This is a genomic window from Streptomyces sp. NBC_01077, from assembly GCF_045162855.1.
Classification (GTDB): Bacteria; Actinomycetota; Actinomycetes; order Streptomycetales; family Streptomycetaceae; genus Streptomyces.
The window spans coordinates 7,845,372-7,867,597 of sequence record NZ_CP108669.1 but is presented as its reverse complement, the minus strand read 5'-3'; the positions used below and the strand labels follow the sequence as shown (position 1 = coordinate 7,867,597).

The following is a 22,226-nucleotide window of genomic DNA, read 5'->3' as shown; positions in this document are numbered from 1 at the left end:
GAAGCGCCCCCGCCGGAAGAGGCGGGGGCGGCACGACGACACGGGGCACAGGATCAGCGGGCGGTCTCCCGCTCGTACGCCTTGAGGACCTCGTCCGTGGGCCCGTCCATCAGGAGCTGACCCTTCTCCAGCCAGAGCACCCGGTCGCAGGTGTCCCGGATGGACTTGTTGCTGTGGCTCACCAGGAAGACCGTGCCGGCCTCCTTGCGGAGCTCGCGGATGCGCTCCTCGGAGCGGATCTGGAACTTGCGGTCACCGGTCGCCAGCGCCTCGTCGATGAGGAGGACGTCGTGGTTCTTGGCGGCCGCGATGGCGAAGCGGAGCCGGGCGCCCATGCCGGAGGAGTACGTGCGCATGGGCAGGCTGATGAAGTCGCCCTTCTCGTTGATGCCGGAGAAGTCGACGATCCCCTCGTAGCGCTCGCGCACCTCCTCGCGGCTCATGCCCATGGCGAGGCCACCCAGGATCACGTTGCGCTCACCGGTGAGGTCGTTCATGAGGGCCGCGTTGACGCCCAGGAGCGAGGGCTGACCGTCCGTGTAGACCTTGCCGCTCTCGGTGGGGAGCAGCCCGGCGACGGCACGCAGGAGCGTGGACTTGCCGGAGCCGTTGGAGCCGATGAGGCCGATGGCCTCGCCCCGGTAGGCGGTGAAGGTGACGCCGCGGACCGCGTGGACCTTGCGGACGCCCCGGGTGACCTCGGCCTTGCCGCGGCCGACGATCCGGCTCAGCGCCGCCGTGGCGCTGCCCTTGCCGCCGCCTCCGGTGTTGACCCGGTAGACGATGTGGACGTCGTCGCAGATGACGGTGGGAACGTCGGACCGGTTGGTGTTCATGTCAGCCACGGCCGTACCTCTCCTCGGCCTTCCAGAAGTAGACGAAGCCGCCGATGCCGAAGACCAGGGCCCAGGCGAGCGCGGTCATCCAGACGTGCGCCGGCAGGTTCTCCGCGCCGTAGCCGTCGATGAGGGCGAAGCGGATGAGGTCCATGTAGACGGCCGCCGGGTTGTACATGAGGATGTCGGCGATCCAGGCCGGCTTGTCGGCGAGCATCGTCTGGATCGAGAACATCACACCGGACGCGTACATCCAGGTCCGCATCACGAACGGCATCAGCTGGGCGAGGTCGGGCGTCTTGGAGCCCATCCTGGCCATGATCAGGGCGAGGCCGATGTTGAACACGAACTGCAGGAACAGCGCCGGGAGCAGGAGCAGCCAGCGGGCCGAGGGGTAGCTGCCGAAGGCGATCGCGATCGCCACCAGGACGATCATCGAGAACAGCAGCTGCTGGAGCTGCTGGAGCGAGAACGAGATGGGCAGCGTGGCCCGGGGGAAGTGCAGGGCCCGGACCAGGCCCAGGTTCCCCGAGATCGCCCGGACGCCGGCCATGACCGAGCTCTGGGTGAAGGTGAACACGAAGATGCCGGTGACCAGGAACGGGATGTAGACGTCCTTGGTCATGCCGCGGCCGGCGTCCAGGATCAGCCCGAAGATCAGGTAGTAGACCAGGGCGTTCAGCAGCGGGGTCGCCACCTGCCACACCTGGCCCAGCTTGGCCTGGCTGTACTGGGCGGTCAGCTTCGCCGAGGAGAAGGCCAGGATGAAGTGGCGGCGGCTCCACAGCTCGCGGACGTACTCGAACAGTCCGGGCCGGGCGCCGCTGACCGAGAGCCCGTACTTCTCGGCGAGCGCGGCCGGGGTCAGGCCGTCGTCGACGGACGGGGGCGCGCTCGTCGCGACCGCCCCGCCCTGCTGTGTGTCACTCACAAGTCGAAACTTTCGTGTTCAAGATGCGCGGCACGTCGGTACCACGATGTCAGACGACCGGGGGGCGACCCAGCCGGGTCAGCCGCCACACCGTACGCCACCTCATGGGGCGGCGCGGTCCGCAGGGGGTCTTCCAGCCTTCGCGGAATCCGCCGAACCATGCCTTCAGCGCGGGGAGCGAGGGCCGACGGGCCAGGGTGAGCAGAAGCCAGACGCCGAGATACACCGGCACCAGGGGCGCGGGAAGATTGCGGCGTGCCAGCCAGACTCGGTTGCGGGCCACGTTGAAGTGGTACGAGGCGTGCCGGGAGGGCGCTGTGGTGGGGTGCAGCAGCACCATGTCCGAACGGTAGTCGATCATCCAGTCGGCGTCGAGCGCGCGCCAGGCGAGGTCGGTCTCCTCGTGCGCGTAGAAGAACTCGCCCGGCAGATCGCCCACTTCGGCGAACACCTTGGTGCGGACGGCGTTGGCGCCGCCGAGGAAGGTCGTCACCCGCGAGGAGCGCATCGGGTCGGAGGCACGGAGCCTCGGCACGTGCCGGCGCTGGGTGACCCCGGTCTCCGGATCGGCGATCCGGAAGGTGATGATGCCGAGGCGAGGGTCGGCGGTGAAGGCCTGCCGGACCAGTTCGACGGTGTCCGCGTGGGCGAGCTGCCCGTCGTCGTCCAGGAAGAGCAGGACGTCGACGTCGGTGCCGCCGGGGCCGAAGGCCTCGATGCCGACGTTCCGGCCGGCGGGGATGCCGACGTTCTCCGGCAGGTCGACGGTCCGCACCCGGTCGGGCACCCCGGTGACCGGGGTGCCCTGTCCGACGACGACGACCTCGACGCGGTCGCCCTCCTGCTCGGCGATCGAGTCGATCAGCGCGCGCAGGTCGTCGGGGCGGTCGCCCATCGTGATGACGACGGCTCCCACCTTGAGCGGCGCACTCACGGCAGGCCTCACTTCAGCCTGCTGGAGACCATGATCGACACCAGGTGCAGCACGGTCTGGAGCAGGGCGATGCCGGCGAGGACGGCGACACCGAGACGGGTGAAGAACAGGTCGCCCCTGACCTGGTCCGCGATCGCCAGGACGACGATCAGCAGCGAGGCCTCGATGCCGAGGACGAGCCGGTGGAACTTCAGCGCCCCGGCCGCCCTGCGGGCCAGCGCCATGCCGGAGGAGCGCGGCTCGGAGGCCGACTCCTTGACCGGCGGCAGACCGCCCTGGTGACGGGCGACACCGACGAGGTCGGTCTCGGCCTTGATCAGGATGGCGCCGAGGGCCGCGAGGGTGCCGAGGAAGGCCCAGAGCCAGTCGATCCGGCCCGAACCCCACGGGTCGGCCGCGCGCAGGCCGAAGCCGACGAGCACGGCCGCGTCGCACAGGTAGGCGCCGACCCGGTCCAGGTACACCCCGGCGAGCGAGAACTGCTTCTTCCAGCGGGCCACCTCGCCGTCGACGCAGTCGAGCAGCAGGTAGAGCTGGACCATGAGCGCGCCGAGCAGCGCCCCGGGGATTCCGGGCACGAGCAGGGCCGGTGCCGCGAGGACGCCCGCGAGCGTCATCACGTACGTGAGCTGGTTCGGCGTGATCCTGGTGCCGACGAGCCGCCGGGTGATCCTGAGCGAGATCTCCCGCATGTACAGGCGGCCGCCCCAGTGCTCCCCGCTGCGCCGGTCCTTCACACCCGGGGGGTGGACGACCGGGCGGAGCTCAGCTACCGATGGCTTTGGCATAGTCGGCGTACGCGTCCCTGATCTGGTCGTCGGACAGGTCGAGGTGTTCGAGGATGGTGAAGCGGCCCGGCCGGGTCTGCGGGGCGAAGGACACCGCCTGGACGAACTCGTCCACGGTGAAGCCCATCTCCTCCGGCCTGACGGGGAGCCCGTGCCGGCGCAGGGTCTCGACCATCTGGGCGGAGCCGTCGCCGGCGCCGCGCAGGTGCATGGCGAAGGCCGCTCCGAGACCGCACTGCTCGCCGTGGCTGGCGGCGCGGGCCGGGAAGAGCAGGTCGAAGGCGTGGCTGATCTCGTGGCAGGCGCCCGAGGAGGGCCGGCTGTCCCCGCTGATCGACATGGCGATGCCGGACATCACCAGGCCCTCGGAGAGGGTGACGAGGAAGTCGTCGTCGCCGACGCCGCCGGGGTGGCGGAGTACGGCCTCGCCGGCGCTGCGGGCCATCGCGGCCGCGAGGCCGTCGACGGGCTCCCCGGTCACCTGGTGGGAGAGCTCCCAGTCGGCGATGGCGGAGAGGTTGGAGATCGCGTCGCCGATGCCGGAGCGCACGAAGCGGACCGGCGCGTCCCTGATCACGTCCAGGTCGATGACGAGGGCGATCGGGGTGGGGACACCGTAGGATCCCCGGCCGTTGTCGTTGTCCAGGGTCGAGATCGGCGAGCAGATCCCGTCGTGCGACAGGTTGGTGGCGATGGCCACCAGCGGCAGCCCGACCCGGGCCGCCGCGTACTTCGTCACGTCGATGATCTTGCCGCCGCCGAGGGCGACCACGGCGTCGTACCGCTTGCCGCGCATGGCGTCGGCGAGCTTCACGGCCTCGTCGATGGTGCCGCCGGCGACCGGGTACCAGTCGGCGCCGGGCAGCTCGGGGGCGAAGTGGTCACGCAGCTTGAGGCCCGAACCGCCGCTGATGGCGACGGCGATCTTGCCGTTGCTGGAGATCCGCTGGTCCGCGAGGAGCGCGGACAGGTCGTCCAGCGCTCCCCGGCGGATGTCGACGACGACCGGCGAGGGGATCAGCCGGGTCAGTACTGGCACGCGATCTCACGGCCCTTCGCGAGGTCGTCGTGGTTGTCGATCTCCACCCACTTGACGTCACCGATGGGCTCGACGTCGATGGTGAAGCCTCGGTTGACGAGCTCCTGGTAGCCGTCCTCGTAGTACAGGTCGGGGTCGCGCTCGAAGGTGACCTTGAGGGCGTCGGCGAGCTCCTCGGCGGCCTCGGCCTCGATGAGGGTGACACCGATGTACTCGCCGGTGGCGGTGGCCGGGTCCATCAGCTTGGTGATGCGCTGGACGCCCTTGCCCTCGGCGGTGATGACCTTCATCTCCTCGTCGGCGAGGTGCTTCACCGCGTCGAGGGCGAGGATGATCTTCTTGCCGTCGCCGCGGGCGGCGAGCAGGGTCTTCTCGACGGAGACCGGGTGGACGGTGTCGCCGTTGGCGAGGATCACACCGCGCTTGAGGACCTCACGGGCGCACCACAGGGAGTAGGCGTTGTTCCACTCCTCGGCCTTGTCGTTGTCGACGAGGGTGATCTTGAGGCCGTACTTCGCCTCGAGGGCGTCCTTGCGGTCGTAGACGGCCTCCTTGCGGTAGCCGACGACGATCGCGACCTCGGTGAGACCGATCTCGGCGAAGTTCTTCAGCGTGAGGTCGAGGATGGTGGTGTCACCGTCGACAGGCACGAGGGCCTTCGGAAGCGTGTCGGTGTAGGGGCGCAGACGCCGTCCGGCACCGGCTGCCAGTACGAGACCGATCATGCTGTTTCTCCTTCGTCATGTACGGCGGGTGCTCCGGAGGACACCCAGAAGCGGATGGACTCCGCGAGCACCACAAGCGCGATGGTGACCGCCAGGGCGGTGAGCGCCAGGGTGAAGTCGTTGCCACGGCTCGCCAGCAGGGCGGCGAGGACGGTCACCAGCAACGTGCGGCCCTCGTGACCGCCGATCGTGCGCACCAGCCACGTGGGCGGCGCGCCGGTGCCGCCGCGGATGCGGTACACCGTGTCGTAGTGATGGTAGGCGACGGCGGCCACCAGTCCGTAGGCCGCGGGCAAGGCCCCGTTCACCTCGGAGCGGGCCGCGAGGATCAGGATCGTGCCGTACTCGGCGGCCCGGAAGAGCGGCGGGAGCAGCCAGTCGAGGGCGCCCTTGAGGGGGCGGGCGACGGCTGCGCCGGAGAACACCACGTAGAAGACGGCGGCGACGACGGTCTGGTCGGACCCGAAGGGGGTCGCGAGGGCCGCGGCGATCATCGCGCCCGTGGCGATCAGCGCGAGGACCAGCGGGGGAAGCATCAGGATGCCGGTGCGGCCGAGGATCCGGTTCGTGATCGCGGCGAGCGGCCCCGAGTCCGCGAGGTCCGCCAGGGCCTGCGCGGCCCGGTCGGTGCGCTGCGCCTTGCGGGTCAGCGAGCGCAGAACGCGGCCGGCCGTGGTGTAGCAGGCGCCGAAGGCGCAGCCGATGATCAGGGCCCAGAAGACGATCCGGGGGGTGGTGACGGCGGTGAGGACCGCGATCATCGCCCAGCGCTCGCCGATCGGCAGGATGATCATCCGGCGGGCCCAGACGGTCCAGCCGAGGCTGTCGAGCCGGTCGGAGAGGGCCGCGGTGGGGCTCGTGTTGGCGGTGGCGTCGTGGTTGGCCTCGTTGAACGAGAAGTCCACGACGTGCCGGCAGGTCATCAGGATCATCGCGCCGAGCGCCAGGGCCCAGACGTCGTCGCCGTTGCGCGCCGCGCCGAGGGCGAGGCCCGCGTAGAAGGCGTACTCCTTGGCGCGGTCGAAGGTGGCGTCGAGCCAGGCACCCATCGTCGAGTACTTCAGCGCGTACCGGGCGAGCTGCCCGTCGGTGCAGTCGAGGACGAAGGAGACGAGGAGCAGGACGCCGGCCGCGATGTAGCCGCCGCGCTCGCCGGTCGCCGCGCAGCCGGCCGCGATCAGCGCGGTGAGCAGCGAGGCGGTGGTGACCTGGTTGGGGGTCAGTCCGCGCCGCGCGCACCAGCGGGCGATGTAGCGCGAGTACGGGCTGATGAAGAAGGTGGTGAAGAAGCCGTCGTGGGCCTTGACGGCCGAGCGGAGGCGTACGGCCTCGTCGTCGACGGCGTCCACGGCGGCGCGGGCCTCGTGGCGGGCCTCGGCGTCGGTGGGCACGGCGGCGACGAGCGTGCCGAGCTGGGGCCGGTGCACGGCGACGCCGTCGGCGTCGAGGGCGTCGGCGAGCGTGCCGGTGAGGTCGTCGGTGCCGGCGGCCCCGGTGGCGGTCAGGGCGCGGACCAGCGCGGGGCGGGCCCCGTTCTGCACGGTGAGCGCGCCGGGTGCGGCGGCCGCGGGGAACCGGGGGTCGGTGAGGGCGAGGCGCAGCGCGTGCACATGCCCGACGAACCGGGGATCGACGAGCGCGACGCGCTCACCCGCCGGGACGGTGGCCAGCAGGGCGCCGGTCCCATCGGCGCCGGAGGCGGTCCGGACGTCGAAGCCGAGCGACCGCAGATCTCCGTCGAGCGAGGATCCGGGTGCCGGCGGGCCGGTGAGGATGGCGGTCGACAGACGAACTCACTCCTTGGAGCTGGCGGAGGGGCCGGCGGGACCCATGGCGGCCCCGGGCGCGGCGGTGCGGCCCGGCACGGGGCGGCGACACGTCGGCTGAGGCTATCGGATGAACGGAGCGTGAGTTCACCGAGGCTTCGCGGGCAGGACTCCCCCGGGCCCACGCACGTCCTCGCGGGTGCGCCTCGCCCTGCGGAGATCATCATGGGCGATCGGTGGCCCGCCGATCAAAACGACGGCCGCGGCCGCCCGCGGGGGCCCCCGGCGTCGCCTTCCCGCCATGGCCGGTCCTGAATGCATCACCGCAGGTCAGAGCACATGACAACGGTGTTCAGTACCGTGTTGCGCATACCCCCCACCCGTAGTTCACTTGCGACTTGGGGCACACGTGACGACACGATCTGGAGGCCACGCCATGGGGGCTGGACACGACCACGGGCACAGCCACGGCGGTCCTGCGCCGACGGGCACAGCCGGGGCCGCGTACAAGAACCGGCTGCGCATCGCGCTCGGCATCACGCTCTCCGTGATGGTGATCGAAATCATCGGCGGCATGCTCGCCGACTCGCTCGCGCTGATCGCCGACGCGGCGCACATGGCGACCGACGCGGTCGGCCTCGCGATGGCGCTGCTCGCGATCCACTTCGCCAACCGGCCGCCCTCGGGGAACCGCACCTTCGGGTTCGCGCGGGCCGAGATCCTCGCGGCGCTCGCCAACTGTCTGCTGCTCCTCGGCGTCGGCGGCTACGTGCTGTACGAGGCGGTCCAGCGGTTCATCGAGCCGGCCGAGACCAAGGGCGGTCTCACGATCGCGTTCGCGGTGATCGGTCTGGTCGCCAACGTGATCTCGCTGTCGCTGCTCATGCGGGGCCAGAAGGACAGCCTCAACGTGCGCGGGGCCTACCTGGAGGTGCTCGCCGACGCGCTCGGCTCGGTCACCGTCATCGTCGCGGCCGGCATCATCCTGGCCACGGGCTGGCAGTACGCCGACCCGATCGCCTCGATCGTGATCGGCCTGATGATCGTCCCGCGTACGGTCAAGCTGATGCGCGAGACCCTGGACGTGCTCCTGGAGGCGGCCCCCAAGGGCGTCGACATGGCGGAGGTACGGGCGCACATCCTGGCCCTGCCCGGGGTCGAGGACGTCCACGACCTGCACGCCTGGACGATCACCTCGGGGATGCCGGTGCTCTCCGCGCACGTGGTCGTGGACCAGGGCGCGCTCGACTCGGTCGGGCACGAGAAGATGCTGCACTCGCTCCAGGGATGCCTGGGCTCGCACTTCGACGTGGAGCACTGCACCTTCCAGCTGGAGCCGGTCGGGCACGCGGAGCACGAGGCGAAGCTCTGCCTGTGAGGACCGCGCCCTGTTAGTCTTTTCGCACGAACGTGTGGAGAGAGGAGCTGAGGTTGATGACCGTCGCGATGGAGGCTGCCCCGAGCGGCAGCACCCGGTCCTTCCTCAGCCTCCGGGTCTCCGGCTGACCTGATCCCGGTTCCCACCGGTCCGTCACGTCGTCGGCCGGGGCCCTCTCACAAAGGGTTTCCCACGTTGTCCGACAACGCTCTGCACGACTCCTTCTTCACCCTGCACCACGGCCTTCCGCGGCAGGGTCCCGGTTCCGACGCCACCACGCGTCGGCTCCTCGCGCTCTCCGGGATGCTGCCCGAGCGTCCGCGCGTGCTCGACCTGGGCTGCGGCCCCGGCCGGTCCGCGCTGCTCCTGGCCGCCGAGGCGGGCGCCGAGGTGACCGCCGTCGACCTTCACGAACCGTTCCTCGCCGAGCTGCGGCGGTCCGCCGCCGTCCGCGGGCTCGACGGCTCGATCCGTACCCTCCGCGCCGACATGGGCGCACTGCCGTTCCCGGACGGCTCCTTCGACCTGGTCTGGGCCGAGAGCTCGGTCTTCGTCCTGGGCTTCGACCGGGCGCTCGCCGAGTGGCGCAGGCTGCTGGCACCCGGAGGCACCCTGGTGCTCACCGAGTGCGTCTGGACCACCGAGGAGCCCGGCCCCGTGGCCCGCGCGTTCTGGGAGGAGCACTACCCGCTCCGTACCGTCGCCGCGCTCTCGGCGGCGGCGATCGGGGCCGGCTACCACGTCCTGGGGACCGTCCCGCAGCCCGAGAGCGACTGGGCCGAGTACTACGGTCCGCTCGCCACACACGCCGATGCGGCGGACACCACCGTGCCCGGCATGGCCGAGGCGGTGTCGGGGGCCCGCGCCGAGATCGCGCTGCGGCGCGAGCACGGCTCCGACTACGGGTACGCGGGCTTCGTCCTGCGGCCGGCGGATCCGCGGTGGCGCACCCGTCCGGAGACCGGCGAGGACGCCTCGGCGATCTGGCCGGTCGTGTCGGCCGCGTTCGGATCGGAGGCGGAGGCCGATCTGGTGGACGCGCTCCGGCGGGACCCCGACGCCTGGCTCCCAGGCCTGTCGTACGTGGCCGAGGCCCCGGACGGCTCGATCGCGGCGCACGCGCTGATCACCCGCTGCCGGGTGGGGGACGCCCCCGCGGCGGCACTCGCCCCGGTCTCGGTGGCGCCCGCGTACCAGCGGACGGGGGCCGGGCAGGCCGTCGTCCGGGCGGTGCTCGACGCGGCGCGGCTGCGGGGCGAGCCGTTCGTGCTCGTCCTGGGCCATCCGGAGTACTACCCGAGGTTCGGGTTCGTACGTGCGTCTGAGTACGGAATCAAGCCAGGTTTCGAGGCTCCGGACGAGACGATGATGGCGCTCGTCCTGGACGACGCCGTACCCGTTCCGCCGGGCACGCTCGTCTATCCGGCGGCTTTCGGGGTCTAGTCGCCCCGTCGCCGTCACTCCGCCCCCATCGCGCCGGTTGTACTCCGGTGCGGTGGGAGCGGCCACGTCCGGCCTCCGAAGTACGGACAAGCCGCTTTTGTACGGCAGACTGAGGTGGCCCCACCGGGGCGAGGACCGAAGCGAAGGATGGGTATGCCGACCACACCAGCCACCGCGGCTCAGATCTCGCCGGAGATGCCGGAGATCCTTTCGAACGGCGTCCAGCCGTCCGAAGCCCCGGCGCCGATCATGCTCGAACTGGTCGACGAGGACGGGACGACCATCGGCACGGCGGAGAAGCTCGCCGCCCACCAGGCGCCCGGCCTGCTGCACCGCGCCTTCTCCGTCTTCCTGTTCGACGAGTCGGGCCGGCTGCTGCTCCAGCGCCGGGCGCTCGGCAAGTACCACTCCCCCGGCGTCTGGTCGAACACCTGCTGCGGCCACCCCTACCCGGGCGAGGCGCCGTTCGCCGCGGCGGCCCGGCGGACCTTCGAGGAGCTCGGCGTCTCGCCCACGCTGCTCGCGGAGGCGGGCACCGTCCGCTACAACCACCCGGACCCGGCCTCCGGCCTGGTGGAGCAGGAGTTCAACCACCTCTTCGTCGGCCTCGTGCAGGCCGAGCCGCGGCCGGACCCGGAGGAGATCGAGGACACCGTCTTCGTGACCGCCGCCGAGCTGGCCGAGCGCCATGCCGCCGCGCCCTTCTCCGCCTGGTTCATGACGGTGCTCGACGCGGCGCGTCCGGCCGTCAGGGAACTGACGGGTCCGTCCGGGGGCTGGTGACGACCGGCTGGTGGATCGCGGCTCCCGGCCCCGGTGCCATCGGGGCCAGGGGCAGCGCCGCCCAGATGATCTTGCCGCCGCTCGCGGTGTGCTCGACGTCGCAGGCGCCGCCGGCCTCCTGGGCGATCTCGCGGACCAGAAGCAGTCCGCGGCCGCCCGTCTGCCCGTAGTCCGCCTCAAGGGCCTTGGGGCGGTACGGGTGGTTGTCCTCGACGGACACCCTGATCCACTCGGGGCCGATGGCCACCTCCACCGCTATCTCCGGGGAGAGCAGCGCCGCGTGCCGCACGGCGTTGGTGACCAGCTCGGAGACGATCAGCAGCAGGCCGTCCATGATCTCCTCATGGAGGGGGACTCCCTGGCGGACCAGCAGGTCGCGTACGGCGTGCCGGGCCTGCGGGACGGAGACGTCGACCGCGGCAGCGGTGAAGCGCCAGACTCCTTCGTAGGACGGTTGCCGGGTGGGGCCACCCCCGTGGTTCTCCACGGTACGGTTCCCACCCTCGTGCTCGATTCTCGCCACGGATCGAGTCTTGGCAATGCGCGCGGGCGGACCGGCCTACTGACCAGAAGTCGACACTTATCGGCCGCTTTCTGATCGGGTGAGTATGCCGACGTCAGTTGTTCGACCGATCGGGTTCGCTTTCTGACGGCTCCGCGGGCACGTCGGACACCGGTGTCGGCGTCACCATACCGACGATCCGTCGCCCGCCCACCCCGATGGCGACCAGGCCGAGGCCGTCGAAGAGCAGCGCGAGCGAGAAGAAGACCCCGAGAACGTACCGGCTGCTGTCCGGCCAGTCGAACAGGACGAGCAGACCGAGCAGCAGCCCGAAGGCGCCCTGGAGCAGGGTCCAGCCGAACTGCGGCCCGCGCACCACCACACTGCCGACCAGCCGGAACAGACCGCCGGTCAGGAACAGCAGGGCGGCGAACATCGTCAGCGCCTCCGCCGAGCCCTCCGGGTGACGGATCACCACGACCCCGGCGGCGATGTTCAGGGCGGCCACCACCACCGCGAGCCAGAAGTAGCTGGTGCCCCGCGACTGGATCGCCTGGAGCAGCCCCACGAACCCGCCGATCAGCAGCAGCCAGCCGAAGAGCAGCATGGAGGTCAGGGTGGCGAGGCCCGTGTAGATCAGGCCGACGACACCCCCGAGGACGAGCAGGACGCCGAGCACGGCCAGCCAGCTGAAGCTCCGGTTGAGCCGTTTCCCCTCGCGCACCATGTCCCGTACGGGATCCGGGTCCTCGTGCGTCTCGTGGGCGTCCTTGGCCATGCGGTGCCTCCTCGGGACGACCCCTTCTTGATCGTACGTTCGGGTACGGCGGATAGCATCCGGCCCATGGAGCCGCAGCTGAAGGACAGCGTCACGGACGGGATCGCCACCGTCGCCATCGCCAATCCCGCCAAGCGCAACGCGATGAGCGCCGGCATGTGGCGCGCGCTGCCCGGCGTGCTGGACCGGCTCGCCGCCGACCCCGCGGTCCGGGTCCTGGTCCTGACGGGTGAGGGCGACACCTTCTGTGCGGGCGCCGACATCTCGGCGCTCCGGGAGCCCGGCGACGAGCAGCAGACGCTGGCGGTACGGGCCGAGGAGGCGCTCGCGGCCTTCCCCCGGCCGACCCTGGCGGCCGTCCGGGGCTTCTGTGTCGGGGGCGGCAGCCAGCTGGCCGCCGCCTGCGATCTGCGGTTCGCCGAGGAGGGCGCCCGCTTCGGGATCACCCCGTCGAAACTCGGCATCGTCTACCCGTCCTCGTCGACCCGCAGGCTCGCCGCGCTCGTGGGGCCCTCGACCGCCAAGTACCTGCTTTTCTCGGGTGAGTTGATCGACGGGGAGCGGGCGCTGCGGACCGGGTTCGTGGACGAGCTGCACCCGGTGGGCGAGCTGGACAAGCGGGTCGCCGAGTTCGCCCGGGTGCTCGCCTCTCGCTCACTGCTGACCCAGGCGGCGGCCAAGGAGTTCGCCGACGGGCGCCTGGACCGGGACGCCCACTGGGCGGAGCAGGCGCGCGGCAGCGGCGACACCGCGGAGGGTGTCGCCGCCTTCCTGGAACGCCGGGCGCCCCGCTTCACGTACGGGACCTGAACCCGGGGACGGCCCGGGCTCGGCGCTACCGGCCCAGGGTCTCCACCTTCTCGCCCCGCCAGTGCGCCACGATCGCGGCCGGGGCCTTGTCCGGCGATCCCGCGTCGTACGGCGGCTGGGGGTCGTACTCGGTGAGCAGCTGGATCGTCTGGGCGAGCTCGTCCCCGCCGATCCGGCCGAGCAGGTGCAGCGCCATGTCGATGCCGGAGGAGACCCCGGCGGCGGTGACGTACTTGCCGTCGAAGACGACCCGCTCGCCGGTGGGCTCGACGCCCAGCGCCCTGAGCTCCTCGTAGGCCAGCCAGTGGGTGGTGGCGCGGCGGCCGTCGAGGATTCCGGCGGCGGCCAGGATCAGGGAGCCGGTGCAGACCGAGGTGGTCCAGGTACTGGTCTCGTCGGCCGTGCGGAGCCAGGCCTGGATCTCCGGGTCGTTCATGGCCTCCCGGGAGTCGGGACCGCCGGGGACGAGGACGATGTCCGGGCTCGGGACCTCGGCGAGCGTCCTGTCCGCGACGAGGGCGAGGCTGCCCTGGTCGTTGCGGACGGGGCCGGCCTCCTTGGCCACGAAGACGGTCTCGGCCCCGGGGAGGCGGGCCAGGAGCTCGTACGGTCCGACGGCGTCGAGCGTGGTGAAGCCCTGGTAGAGCAGGACGGCGATCTGCACGATGGTCCCTTTCGTTGGACGAATGTGTGGTCAGTCGACAGGTATGTGGAAGCGGCGTCGGTAGTCCGCCGGCGCGGTGCCGAGGGCCTTGGTGAAGGCGCGGCGCATCGCCTCGGGGGTGCCGTAGCCCGCGGCGCGGGCGACCTCCTCGACGCCGCGCGAGCTCTCCTCCAGGAGGCGGCGGGCGTGTTCGAGCCGCACCCGGTCGACGTAGCGGCCGGGGGTCGTACCCGTCTCCGCCTGGAAGGCGCGGGCGAAGTGGCGGGGCGAGAGCCGGGCACGGGAGGCGAGCGTCTCCACGGAGAGGTCCCCGTCGGGGTGCTCGCTGATCCATTGCTGGAGGTCGCGCAGCGGCTCCCGGCGGGCGGTCTGGGCGGCCAGCTGGGCACTGAACTGGGCCTGGTTGCCGGGGCGGCGCAGAAAGACGACCAGATGGCGGGCGACGGTGAGGGCCACGTCCCGGCCGAGGTCCTCCTCGACCAGGGCGAGCGCCAGGTCGATGCCGGCGGTGACCCCGGCGGAGGTGGAGAGCCGTCCGTCCCGTACGAAGATGGGGTCCGGGTCCACGTCGACCTCGGGGTAGGAGCGGGCGAAGTGGTCGCAGGCGGCCCAGTGGGTCGTCGCCCGGTGTCCGTCGAGGAGCCCGGCCTCGGCGAGGAGCAGCGCCCCCGTGCAGACGGAGACCAGCCTCCCGGCGCCCGGGGCGTGGGTGCGCAGCCAGTCGATCAGGGCGGGGTCGGGTGCGCGGGTGCCGTCGCCGCCGGGGACGACGAGGGTGTGCGGGGCGCCGCCGGCGACGGCCTCGTCGAGGGTGGTGTCGGGGAGCAGCCGCAGCCCGCTGTGCGTACGGACCGGTCCGCCGTCCAGGGAGGCGGTGCGGATGGGGTACGCGGACGGGTCGCCGGCGGCTCGGCCGGCACCGGCGAACACCTCGAAGGGGCCGGTCACGTCGAGGCTCTGCACGCCGTCGAAGAGAACGACGAGAACGGGTCGCTGCGTCATGGCACCATCCTCCGAGGGGGCGACGACGGCCGCAATGACGCCGACCCCACCTTTTCTGCCATCGCGCACGCGGGAGGGGTCTCGGCGGTTCCCGTCGTACCGACCAGTCGGTAACGTTCAGGGCATGACGACGACTGCTCTGCCGCCGCGCGCGGGACGCCGCTGCCACAACGCCCTCAACCCACTGCACTCCACGCTGTACTTCTCGCCCGACATGGATCGCGAGTTCGGCGCCCTCGGCTTCACCGACCAGAGCGCGATGCGGCTCGCCTCGCGCAGCGCCGCCCTCGGCGCGGTCGGCGCGGGCACCGTCGCCGCGACGTTCTACAACTACAACCACGAGCTGCTCTCCAAGCACCTCCCCGCCGTCTGGGAGACCGCCTCCCCCGCCGAGGTCCTGGACGCGCGGCTGCGCACCGCCGACGCGACCATGCGCCGACTGCTCGGCGAGGAGACCGTCGCCTCCCCGGAGATGGCCGAGGCGGCCGGGCTCGCCCTGCGCGCCACGGAGGCCTGCACCCGGCACGCCCGGCCGCTGTACTCGGCCCACGCCGACCTGCCCGTGCCCGCGGAGCCCCACCTCGCCTACTGGTACGCCGCCACGCTGCTGCGCGAGCACCGGGGCGACGGGCACCTCGCGGCCCTCCTCTCGGCCGGGCTCGACCCCGTCGAGGCCCTCGCCTCCCACACCGCCACCGGCAAGGGCATGGCGCCGCGTTGGGCGCTCAGCTCCCGCGGCTGGCGGCGCGACGACTGGGAGGCCGCGAGGGAGCGGCTGCGCGGGCGCGGGCTGCTCGACGCCGACGGTGAGCTCACCGAGGCCGGTACGGCCCTGCGGGCCGAGGTCGAGGAGCACACCGACCGGCTCGACGCCGCCCCGTACGAGCACCTGGGCGCGGCCGGCGTCGAGCGGCTCACCGAGCTGGGGCGCGGCTTCCTGGTCACGGCGGCCGTCGCGGGCGCCTTCCCGGCGGATCTCGTCGGCAAGGAGTGACCGCGGGCCCCGCCGGCGAAGGATGACCACGGGCCTCACCCGCCGAGGAGGGTGACCCCGGGCGCGCGGAAGTGCGCTGCGCACGCGCGGGGACGCGCGCGGGACGGGTCGGTTACCGCGTACGGGTGACCGACCCGGCACAATGCACTCGCAAGCTTGAGGCACGAGAAGGCGAGTCGGGACACCGTGACGACGTCCATCGAAGCAAGGATCGCCGAGGAGCTCGGCGTACGCGAGCGACAGGTGAAGGCAGCCGTCGAGCTGCTCGACGGCGGTTCGACCGTGCCGTTCATCGCGCGCTACCGCAAGGAAGCGACGGAGATGCTCGACGACGCGCAGCTCCGCACCCTGGAGGAGCGGCTGCGCTATCTGCGCGAGCTCGAGGACCGCCGCTCGGCGATCCTCGACTCGGTACGCGAGCAGGGCAGACTGACGGAGGAGCTCGAGGCCCGCATCCGGGCCGCCGACACCAAGGCGCGCCTGGAGGACATCTACCTGCCCTTCAAGCCGAAGCGCAGGACCAAGGCCCAGATCGCCCGTGAGGCCGGCCTCGAACCGCTGGCGGAGGGGCTGCTCGCCGATCCGTCGGTGGAGCCGACGGCCGCCGCCGCGGCCTTCGTGGACGCGGACAAGGGCGTCGCGGACGCCGCCGCGGCCCTGGAGGGCGCGCGGGCGATCCTCGCCGAGAAGTTCTCCGAGGACGCCGACCTCATCGGCGAGCTGCGCGAGCGCATGTGGAGCCGCGGCCGGCTGACCGCCAAGGTGCGCGACGGGCAGGAGGAGACCGGGTCGAAGTTCGCCGACTACTTCGACTTCACCGAGCCCTTCACGGCCCTGCCCTCGCACCGGGTGCTCGCCATGCTGCGCGGCGAGAAGGAGGACGTGCTCAGCCTGGACCTGGAGCCGGAGGAGCCTTCCGAGACCCCCGGACCCTCCTCGTACGAGGGGATCGTCGCGAGTCGCTTCGGTGTCGCCGACCGGGGGCGCCCCGGCGACAAGTGGCTTCAGGACACGGTCCGTTGGGCCTGGCGGACCCGCATCCTCGTGCACCTCGGCATCGACCTCCGGCTGCGGCTGCGGACGGCCGCCGAGGACGAGGCGGTCCGCGTGTTCGCGGCGAACCTGCGCGATCTGCTGCTCGCCGCGCCGGCCGGTACCCGGGCGACGCTGGGCCTCGACCCCGGCTTCCGTACGGGCGTGAAGGTCGCCGTGGTCGACGCGACCGGCAAGGTCGTGGCCACCGACACGATCTACCCGCACGTCCCCGCCAACAAGTGGGACCAGGCGCTTGACAGGCTGGCGCGCCTCGCGAAGGAGCACGCGGTCGAACTGATCGCGATCGGCAACGGCACGGCCTCCCGCGAGACCGACAAGCTGGCCACCGAACTCCTGGCCAAGCACCCCGAGTTGAACCTGACCAAGGTGATGGTCTCGGAGGCGGGCGCCTCGGTCTACTCGGCCTCCGCGTTCGCCTCGCAGGAACTCCCGGGCCTCGACGTGTCGTTGCGCGGCGCGGTCTCCATCGCCCGGCGGCTCCAGGACCCGCTCGCGGAGCTGGTGAAGATCGACCCGAAGTCCATCGGCGTCGGCCAGTACCAGCACGACCTGGCCGAGGTGAAGCTCTCGCGCTCGCTGGACGCCGTGGTCGAGGACTGCGTGAACGGTGTCGGCGTCGACGTCAACACCGCCTCCACGCCGCTGCTTTCGCGGGTTTCGGGCATCAGCTCCGGTCTCGCGGAGAACATCGTCGCGCACCGGGACGCCAACGGTCCCTTCCGCTCCCGCAAGGCGCTGAAGGACGTGGCCCGGCTCGGCCCGAAGGCGTACGAGCAGTGCGCGGGCTTCCTGCGCATCCGTGGCGGCGACGACCCGCTCGACTCCTCGTCGGTGCACCCGGAGGCGTACCCGGTGGTGCGCCGGATGGCGAAGACGACGGGCGGCCAGGTCGCCGCGCTGATCGGTGACACGGGCACGCTGCGCTCGCTGCGCGCCGACGACTTCGTCGACGAGACCTTCGGTCTGCCGACGGTGACGGACATCCTGCGTGAGCTGGAGAAGCCGGGCCGCGACCCGCGACCGGCGTTCAAGACGGCCACCTTCAAGGAGGGCGTCGAGAAGATCGGCGACCTGGCGTCCGGCATGGTCCTGGAGGGCGTCGTCACCAACGTGGCCGCCTTCGGGGCGTTCGTGGACATCGGCGTGCACCAAGACGGCCTGGTGCACGTCTCGGCCCTGTCGAAGACCTTCGTCAAGGACCCGCGCGATGTGGTGAAGCCCGGCGACGTGGTCAAGGTGAAGGTCCTCGACGTGGACATCCCGCGCAAGCGGATCGCGCTGACGCTGCGGCTCGACGACGAGCCCGGCCAGGGTGGCCAGGGCGGGGCGCCCAAGCGCGAGCGAGGCGAGCGGGGAGACCGGGGCGAGCGCTCCGGCCGGCCGCCGCAGCAGCGGCAGGGCGGCGGCGGCCGCAAGGCCGAGGGCGGGAACCGGAACGACCGCGGGGACCGGGGTGGCCGGGAACGTTCGCCGGCACCGGCGCCCTCCAACAGTGCCATGGCGGACGCGCTGCGCAAGGCAGGACTGCTGGGCGAGGGCGACCGCAAGCGTCGATGAACGCCGAGGTCGGAGGCGGTTTCCGACCGGATCGCCGGGGCCGTCCCCGTACCCCTCGACCGGGGGCGCGGGGGCGGCCCCGCGTCGTCCGGCCACCGCACCGAGGTGGCCCGAATTAATCCATTGACGCGCACAGAACAGGCGACCATGATCGGCTTCGGCCTCCACGGGGGGGCGCACGATCTTCCTGTTCCTGGAGGTTGCACAACCATGAAGCGCATGATCGCGAAGGCGGCGACGGTCTCGGCCGCCGCGATGACCATGGCCCTCATCCCGCTCGCCGGCACCTCGTACGCCGCCGGTTGCTCCGGCACCGGCTGCGACAACAAGGGTCCCGTCTCCATGGGCTGTGACGGCGACGCCGTCACCAAGGGCAGCGCCACGTCCCGCACCAACTCCAGCCTCAGGGTCGAGCTGCGGTGGTCCCCCACCTGCCAGGCGGCCTGGGCCCGGGTCACGACCAACGGTGAGATGTGGTGGGAGCGGTACGGCGTCATCGAGAAGTGGTCGGGCCGCGGCACCGGGTTCCAGCGCAGCCTCCAGGTGACGTTCCCCAGCTCGGGCAATGACTGGACCAACATGCTGGGCAGCCCCACCGCCTACTACCGCGCCTGCATCAGCGACCCCGCCGCCACGGACCAGGTGGACTGCACCCCCTTCTGGTAGACCCTGACCCCCGCGTCCGCATGAACGAGGCCACAGCCCACCGGGCTGTGGCCTCTTCACGTACGGGCGTCAAGACGCCAGGAAGGTCGCCCGATTTACCCGTTGACGCGCTCAGAACAAGCCACCATGATCAGCTTCGGCCCCCACGGGGGGCTTGAAATCTTCCTTGTTCCTGGAGGTTGCACGTCCATGAAGCGCATGATCGCGAAGGCGGCGACGGTCTCGGCCGCCGCGATGACCATGGCCCTCATCCCGTTGGCGGGCACTTCGTACGCCGCCGGCTGCTCCGGCGCCGGCTGCGACAACAAGGGTCCCGTCTCCATGGGCTGTGACGGCGACGCCGTCACCAAGCAGACCGCCACAGCCGACGGCAGCCTCAAGGCCGAGCTGCGCTGGTCCCCCGCGTGTCAGGCCGCCTGGGTCCGCGTCACCGACCCGTCCGGGCCCAACAACTGGTGGGACAAGTACGGCTACATCGAGAAGTGGTCGGGCTACGGCACCGGGTTCCAGCGCAGCCTCTCGGTCACGTTCCCCGACCCCGGTTCGGACTGGTCCAACATGCTGGGCGGCAGCACCAGCTACTACCGCGTCTGCATCAAGGACTCCGGCACGGAGAAGATCGACTGCAGCGCCTTCTGGTAGACCGCTGACCCCCGCGTCCACGTGAACGAGGCCACAGCCCACCGGGCTGTGGCCTCTTCGCGCGCGGGCGCCGTTACGGCAGGAAGCGCAGCGCCCAGTCGGCGCGATTGGCGACGGAGAGGTCGTCGTCCTCCGTGAGGGGCTGGAGCAGACTCCGGGCGGTCTTCGGGTCCGCCTGGACCAGGTCGACGATCTCGGTCGCCAGGCCGTCCTGGTCGTCACCGAGGTCGACGGCGGAGGCGCGCACCAGGACCGGGAGGGTCTCCGTACCGCCCACGCCCGCGACGACACCGCCGAGCAGCTCACGCGCGTACGCGTTCCGCTCGGCGATCGCCCGGTCGAGCTCGGCCGTCAGACGCGGCAGCAGCGCCCGGTCGCCGCCCGCCGCGATCTCGTCGGCGAGGTCGATCGTCGCGTCGACGTCCGCGTCGAGGTCGTCCAGCATCGAGATGAGCCGGGTGATGACGTCGTCGGTCATGGTGCCTCCTGAAATGCGCCGTCCACGAGAACGGGGACGGTCGTCGAGCTGTCGGTCTCGGCGGCCACGGCCACGTCCTGCGGAAAGCCGTACTCGTACAGTTCACGGCCCGAGTCGCAGCCGTGCAACGCGGCGACCGGGTCCTCCGTCGCCGACCACAGCGTGGCCGCCGCGGTCGCCTCCGGGGTCAGGACGTGCGGGCCCGCGGCCCGCAGCCCGGCGAGGACCGCGCCCGCGCCGAGCAGGTCTTCGAGCGCCGGCCGCAGCGAACCGTCCGGCCACCGCTCGCCCGAGGCGATCACCGCGAGGGGGCGTCCGGCGGAGCCGTACCCCCGGTCCGTGAGCCAGCGGGCGACGGCCGAGTGGTTGCGCAGGGAGGCGGCGACGACGGTCGCGTCACCGGCCTCGGCCGCGATGGTGGAGCCGTTCGGCGAGGGCAGGACCAGGCGCGGCGGCGTCGGGGCGGCTCGCAGGGCGGCCGGGGAGAGGGTCCAGGGGTGCTCGGGGGTCGCCTCGCTTCGCCCCACGGCGAGGCTCGCCCCGACGCTCTTCGCGTACGCGACGGCCGTCGCATCCCGCCACCGGTACGGATACACGGCCGCGCCGGCCTCGACGGCGACGCCCACGGTGGTGGTGAAGGACAGCACGTCCACGACGACCACGCAGGCGGCCGAGGGGGCGAGAACCCGCGCCTCGACGGGTCCCCACCCGAACGAAACCGTCATCGCGGGTCCTGCCCGCCGCACCGGGCCGTCCTCGCGGCCCGGCACACCGGATACGAGGCCGTCATCAGAGCTCGGTCACCTTGCCGTCGGCGACCTCGATGCGCCGCGTCGTGCGGACCGCGTCGAGCATCCGCCGGTCGTGGGTGACGAGCAGCAGCGTGCCGGTGTACGAGTCGAGCGCCGCCTCAAGCTGCTCGATCGCCGGCAGGTCCAGATGGTTGGTCGGCTCGTCGAGGACGAGCAGGTTCACGCCCCGGCCCTGGAGCAGGGCGAGCGCGGCACGGGTCCGCTCGCCCGGGGAGAGCGTGGTGGCGGGCCGCATCACATGGACGGCCTTGAGACCGAACTTGGCCAGCAGGGTGCGGACCTCGGCGGGCTCCGTCTCGGGCACGGCCGCGCAGAACGCCTCCAGGAGCGTCTCCGTACCGTGGAAGAGCTTGCGGGCCTGGTCGACCTCGCCGACGACGACGCCCGAGCCGAGGACCGCGTCGCCGGAGTCCAGCGGCAGCCGACCGAGCAGGGCGGCGAGCAGGGTCGACTTCCCGGCGCCGTTGGCCCCGGTGACGGCGACCCGGTCGGCCCAGTCGATCTGCAGGGTGACGGGGCCGAAGGAGAAGTCTCCCCGGCGCACCTCGGCCTGGCGCAGGGTCGCGACGACCGAGCCGGAGCGCGGCGCGGCCGCGATCTCCATGCGGAGCTCCCACTCCTTGCGGGGCTCGTCGACGACGTCGAGTCGCTCGATCATGCGCTGGGTCTGGCGGGCCTTCGCGGCCTGCTTCTCGCTGGCCTCGCTGCGCGCGTTGCGCCCGAGCTTGTCGCCGTCGGTGGCCTTGCGGCGGGCGTTCTTGACGCCCTTGTCCATCCAGGACCGCTGCATGTGACCGCGTGCTTCGAGGGCCGCCTTCTTGCCGGCGTACTCCTCGAAGTCCTCGCGCGCGTGCCGCCTGGCCCTGTCCCGCTCGTCCAGGTACGACTCGTAACCGCCGCCGTACAGCGTGATCTGCTGCTGGGCGAGGTCGAGTTCGAGGACCTTGGTGACGGTACGCGTGAGGAACTCGCGGTCGTGGCTGATGACGACCGTCCCGGCGCGCAGCCCCCTCACGAAGGCTTCGAGGCGCTCCAGACCTTCGAGGTCGAGGTCGTTGGTGGGCTCGTCGAGCAGGAAGACGTCGTAGCGGGAGAGCAGGAGGGAGGCGAGGCCCGCGCGGGCGGCCTGGCCGCCGGAGAGGGAGGTCATCGGCTGGTCGAGGCCGACGGTCAGGCCGAGGGAGTCGGCGACCTCCTCGGCGCGCTCGTCGAGGTCGGCGCCGCCGAGGTTCAGCCAGCGCTCCAGGGTGATCGCGTACGCGTCGTCGGCGCCGGGCGTGCCGTCGACGAGGCCCTGGGTGGCCTCGTCCATGGCGATCTGGGCGGCGGCGACGCCGGTGCGCCGGGCGAGGAACTCCCGCACGGTCTCCCCCGCGCGCCGCTCCGGCTCCTGCGGGAGGTGGCCGACGGCGGCGGTGGGCGGGGAGAGCCGGAGCTCGCCCTCCTCCGGGGTGTCGAGCCCGGCGAGCAGCCGCAGCAGGGTCGACTTGCCTGCGCCGTTGACGCCGACGAGGCCGATCACGTCGCCGGGGGCGACGACGAGGTCGAGCTGGGCGAAGAGGGTGCGTTCGCCGTGGCCGGCGGCGAGGTCCTTGGCGACGAGGGTTGCAGTCATCAGGGAACGAATTCTAGGCGACGGAAG

At 71.8% G+C, this 22,226-nt stretch carries 22 protein-coding genes; 8 read left to right on the top strand and 14 right to left on the bottom strand.

The annotated features are described in order from the left end of the window. Positions 1-53: 53 nt before the first annotated feature. Genes OG462_RS35490 through OG462_RS35460 form a run of 7 tightly spaced genes read right to left on the bottom strand, consistent with a single transcriptional unit; the run spans position 54 to position 7,040 of the window. Positions 54-836, bottom strand: coding sequence for an ABC transporter ATP-binding protein (locus OG462_RS35490; RefSeq protein WP_406066845.1), 783 nt, complete (start codon positions 834-836; stop codon positions 54-56). A 1-nt stretch (position 837) separates the two neighbouring features. Further along, complete coding sequence (locus OG462_RS35485) at positions 838-1,767, bottom strand: ABC transporter permease (RefSeq protein WP_406064144.1); 930 nt, start codon at positions 1,765-1,767, stop codon at positions 838-840. A gap of 49 nt (positions 1,768-1,816) precedes the next feature. Continuing rightward, positions 1,817-2,662 carry a glycosyltransferase family 2 protein gene (locus tag OG462_RS35480; protein WP_406066844.1) on the bottom strand — a complete coding sequence of 282 codons (846 nt, stop codon included), beginning with the start codon at positions 2,660-2,662 and terminating at the stop codon, positions 1,817-1,819. A 47-nt stretch (positions 2,663-2,709) separates the two neighbouring features. After that, a complete protein-coding gene (locus OG462_RS35475) occupies positions 2,710-3,489 on the bottom strand; it encodes a CDP-alcohol phosphatidyltransferase family protein (RefSeq protein ID WP_406064142.1) in 780 nt (259 codons plus the stop codon). Beyond that, positions 3,467-4,528, bottom strand: coding sequence for an iron-containing alcohol dehydrogenase family protein (locus OG462_RS35470; RefSeq protein WP_406064140.1), 1,062 nt, complete (start codon positions 4,526-4,528; stop codon positions 3,467-3,469). Before OG462_RS35470 ends, OG462_RS35475 begins: the two co-directional genes overlap by 23 nt. Continuing rightward, entirely contained in the window at positions 4,516-5,253 is a 738-nt protein-coding gene (locus OG462_RS35465; RefSeq protein WP_406064138.1) for a sugar phosphate nucleotidyltransferase, read from the bottom strand. Before OG462_RS35465 ends, OG462_RS35470 begins: the two co-directional genes overlap by 13 nt. After that, entirely contained in the window at positions 5,250-7,040 is a 1,791-nt protein-coding gene (locus tag OG462_RS35460; protein WP_406066843.1) for a DUF5941 domain-containing protein, read from the bottom strand. Before OG462_RS35460 ends, OG462_RS35465 begins: the two co-directional genes overlap by 4 nt. Positions 7,041-7,455: 415 nt before the next feature. Here OG462_RS35460 and OG462_RS35455 point away from each other — a divergent pair, with 415 nt between their 5' ends. The 3 genes from OG462_RS35455 (at position 7,456) to idi (ending at position 10,623) form a co-directional block, all read left to right on the top strand. After that, entirely contained in the window at positions 7,456-8,397 is a 942-nt protein-coding gene (locus OG462_RS35455; protein WP_406064136.1) for a cation diffusion facilitator family transporter, read from the top strand. A 195-nt stretch (positions 8,398-8,592) separates the two neighbouring features. Beyond that, entirely contained in the window at positions 8,593-9,840 is a 1,248-nt protein-coding gene (locus OG462_RS35450; protein WP_406064134.1) for a GNAT family N-acetyltransferase, read from the top strand. A gap of 153 nt (positions 9,841-9,993) precedes the next feature. Next, positions 9,994-10,623 (top strand): isopentenyl-diphosphate Delta-isomerase, encoded by a 630-nt coding sequence (idi, locus tag OG462_RS35445; protein ID WP_406064132.1) that lies wholly within the window; start codon positions 9,994-9,996, stop codon positions 10,621-10,623. Here the strand turns inward: idi and OG462_RS35440 are convergent. Together OG462_RS35440 and OG462_RS35435 are read right to left on the bottom strand one after the other, a co-directional pair. Continuing rightward, on the bottom strand, positions 10,589-11,110 hold the full coding sequence (locus OG462_RS35440) for an ATP-binding protein (protein ID WP_406066842.1): 522 nt from the start codon (positions 11,108-11,110) through the stop codon (positions 10,589-10,591). The two genes, idi and OG462_RS35440, sit on opposite strands and share 35 nt — an antisense overlap. 130 nt (positions 11,111-11,240) lie before the next feature. After that, a complete protein-coding gene (locus OG462_RS35435; RefSeq protein ID WP_406064131.1) occupies positions 11,241-11,903 on the bottom strand; it encodes an HdeD family acid-resistance protein in 663 nt (220 codons plus the stop codon). Positions 11,904-11,969: 66 nt separating this feature from the next. Here OG462_RS35435 and OG462_RS35430 point away from each other — a divergent pair, with 66 nt between their 5' ends. Beyond that, positions 11,970-12,713 (top strand): enoyl-CoA hydratase/isomerase family protein, encoded by a 744-nt coding sequence (locus OG462_RS35430; protein ID WP_406064129.1) that lies wholly within the window; start codon positions 11,970-11,972, stop codon positions 12,711-12,713. A gap of 25 nt (positions 12,714-12,738) precedes the next feature. Here OG462_RS35430 and OG462_RS35425 read toward each other — a convergent pair whose 3' ends face one another. Further along, a complete protein-coding gene (locus tag OG462_RS35425) occupies positions 12,739-13,377 on the bottom strand; it encodes a DJ-1/PfpI family protein (protein ID WP_406064127.1) in 639 nt (212 codons plus the stop codon). A 30-nt stretch (positions 13,378-13,407) separates the two neighbouring features. Further along, positions 13,408-14,379, bottom strand: a complete 972-nt coding sequence (locus tag OG462_RS35420) for a GlxA family transcriptional regulator (RefSeq protein ID WP_406064125.1) — start codon at positions 14,377-14,379, stop codon at positions 13,408-13,410. A 124-nt stretch (positions 14,380-14,503) separates the two neighbouring features. Here OG462_RS35420 and OG462_RS35415 point away from each other — a divergent pair, with 124 nt between their 5' ends. From OG462_RS35415 to OG462_RS35400, 4 genes are all read left to right on the top strand, one after another. Next, positions 14,504-15,373, top strand: coding sequence for an SCO6745 family protein (locus OG462_RS35415; RefSeq protein ID WP_406064123.1), 870 nt, complete (start codon positions 14,504-14,506; stop codon positions 15,371-15,373). Positions 15,374-15,559: 186 nt separating this feature from the next. Then, positions 15,560-17,986, top strand: coding sequence for a Tex family protein (locus tag OG462_RS35410; protein WP_406064121.1), 2,427 nt, complete (start codon positions 15,560-15,562; stop codon positions 17,984-17,986). Between the two features lie 210 nt (positions 17,987-18,196). Then, on the top strand, positions 18,197-18,652 hold the full coding sequence (locus tag OG462_RS35405; protein ID WP_406064119.1) for a DUF2690 domain-containing protein: 456 nt from the start codon (positions 18,197-18,199) through the stop codon (positions 18,650-18,652). Positions 18,653-18,841: 189 nt separating this feature from the next. Continuing rightward, positions 18,842-19,294: a DUF2690 domain-containing protein gene (locus OG462_RS35400; protein WP_406064117.1), complete on the top strand. Its 453-nt coding sequence runs from the start codon at positions 18,842-18,844 to the stop codon at positions 19,292-19,294. 73 nt (positions 19,295-19,367) lie between these two features. On the opposite strand, the gene OG462_RS35395 is transcribed toward OG462_RS35400, so the two are convergent. The 3 genes from OG462_RS35395 to OG462_RS35385 all read right to left on the bottom strand — a co-directional run bounded on the left by OG462_RS35395 (position 19,368) and on the right by OG462_RS35385 (position 22,199). Beyond that, on the bottom strand, positions 19,368-19,772 hold the full coding sequence (locus OG462_RS35395) for a hypothetical protein (protein ID WP_406064115.1): 405 nt from the start codon (positions 19,770-19,772) through the stop codon (positions 19,368-19,370). Next, positions 19,769-20,497 (bottom strand): 2-phosphosulfolactate phosphatase, encoded by a 729-nt coding sequence (locus OG462_RS35390; protein ID WP_406064113.1) that lies wholly within the window; start codon positions 20,495-20,497, stop codon positions 19,769-19,771. Before OG462_RS35390 ends, OG462_RS35395 begins: the two co-directional genes overlap by 4 nt. A 64-nt stretch (positions 20,498-20,561) precedes the next feature. Continuing rightward, a complete protein-coding gene (locus OG462_RS35385; RefSeq protein ID WP_406064111.1) occupies positions 20,562-22,199 on the bottom strand; it encodes an ABC-F family ATP-binding cassette domain-containing protein in 1,638 nt (545 codons plus the stop codon). Positions 22,200-22,226: the final 27 nt, after the last annotated feature.